The organism is Cronbergia sp. UHCC 0137 (assembly GCF_034932285.1).
Taxonomy (GTDB): Bacteria; Cyanobacteriota; Cyanobacteriia; order Cyanobacteriales; family Nostocaceae; genus Cronbergia.
The window spans coordinates 1-1,267 of record NZ_JAYGHC010000070.1 but is presented as its reverse complement, the minus strand read 5'-3'; the positions used below and the strand labels follow the sequence as shown (position 1 = coordinate 1,267).

Sequence of the window (1,267 nt, the reverse complement as noted above, 5' to 3'; positions counted from 1 at the left end):
GTTGGGTTTCGCTGTCGCTTAATCCAACCTACAAAAACTCTTAACTAAAGGAAACAATCATTATTTTAAATTATTTATTATCATTAATTATGCGTTACGCTGTTATTGGTTATTGTTGGGTTTATTTGCGCCTTTCTAAATTGCAACAGAAGATGTAGTAAGGGATGATAAGAAAATCATTATTTCTTGTATTAATGGATGTTGTTGCAATATCTTAATTTCTTCATCATTTATATTGCTAAATATTCTATCGTTAATGGATTGTTCTTTACCTAATACTGTCTCTAAAAATTCTTTAGGTTTACTTTGAGCAAATTTCCATTCTAAATCATTAAATTGGCGTTGGGCTATTTTTTCAATCAATGATTTATTTTGTATTAAAACAATTTCGATTTGGGGAACAGCTAAAGAAGCTTGAAAAGGGATGCCGGCAGATGCTCGACGCAATAAATAATTAATTAGATCTTGCTTTTCAAATATTTGGGATTCGTTGTCTGTATCTGCATCTAAAATTAATATAACAGGAGTATTTTTAGTAGCAAGTAGTGAACTTGCTAATGATCTTACTTCATACTGTCCGTTTCCTACAACGAATTTAACATCTTGCAGAAGATGTTTAGGTAGTAATTTCTGTAAGATTTCTTGATCTCTATTACCTTCTAATACTATATAAGCTAAAGTCATGATACAGCCTCAGTTTTAATGTTGTAATTAGCTAGTCCTTGTTCAATACAAATACGATATTTTTTGATTAATGCTCTACATATACACTTGTTTTCTAAGGAATATTTAATTTCTTCTCCTCCCCATAATAGAATAGTTTGAGGTGCAACAAATCCAGCTAAGGTTTCTGATGCTTCTGTAAATCCACTACGACTAAATATACTGCCAATAGTTGCTGCTGGTCTGCGTAATAATTGATTTCTTAGCTTGGCTATAGGTTCGATTTTAACAGGTTTTGCTGTGTCTTTACATTCTATTATACAAGATAAGCCATCTCCATAAACTACTCCATCAATTTGTTCTATCTCTTCTCCATCTAAATACACGCTATAAGGCCAGGTTACTTCGGCATTATTAAGTTGAAATGCTCGTAAAATGAGATATTCTAATGCTTTACCTGTATCCCAATTTGGTGTATTACCTGATTCAATTTCTGACCATAATTTGATTAAATCATCCCAGTTATAGGTAGTAATTCTTGCTTTATATTCTGCATTTGTGGTCATAATTATATCTGAAGTTTCGTATGTTGTAGCTTATTATC

The 1,267-nt window shown here is 31.5% G+C and carries 2 protein-coding genes; both read right to left on the bottom strand.

Features of this window, described 5'->3' with window-relative positions:
* Window positions 1–135: 135 nt before the first annotated feature.
* Window positions 136–684, bottom strand: a complete 549-nt coding sequence (locus tag VB711_RS23665; RefSeq protein ID WP_323288819.1) for a hypothetical protein — start codon at window positions 682–684, stop codon at window positions 136–138.
* Window positions 681–1,229 carry a restriction endonuclease gene (locus VB711_RS23660; protein ID WP_323288818.1) on the bottom strand — a complete coding sequence of 183 codons (549 nt, stop codon included), beginning with the start codon at window positions 1,227–1,229 and terminating at the stop codon, window positions 681–683. Before VB711_RS23660 ends, VB711_RS23665 begins: the two co-directional genes overlap by 4 nt.
* Window positions 1,230–1,267 lie beyond the last annotated feature (38 nt).

Bases quoted from the DNA above. Each gene is read 5' to 3' on its own strand.
- VB711_RS23660 (WP_323288818.1), bottom strand. From the start codon at position 1,229: ATGACCACAAATGCAGAATATAAAGCAAGAATTACTACCTATAACTGG.
- VB711_RS23665 (WP_323288819.1), bottom strand. From the start codon at position 684: ATGACTTTAGCTTATATAGTATTAGAAGGTAATAGAGATCAAGAAATC.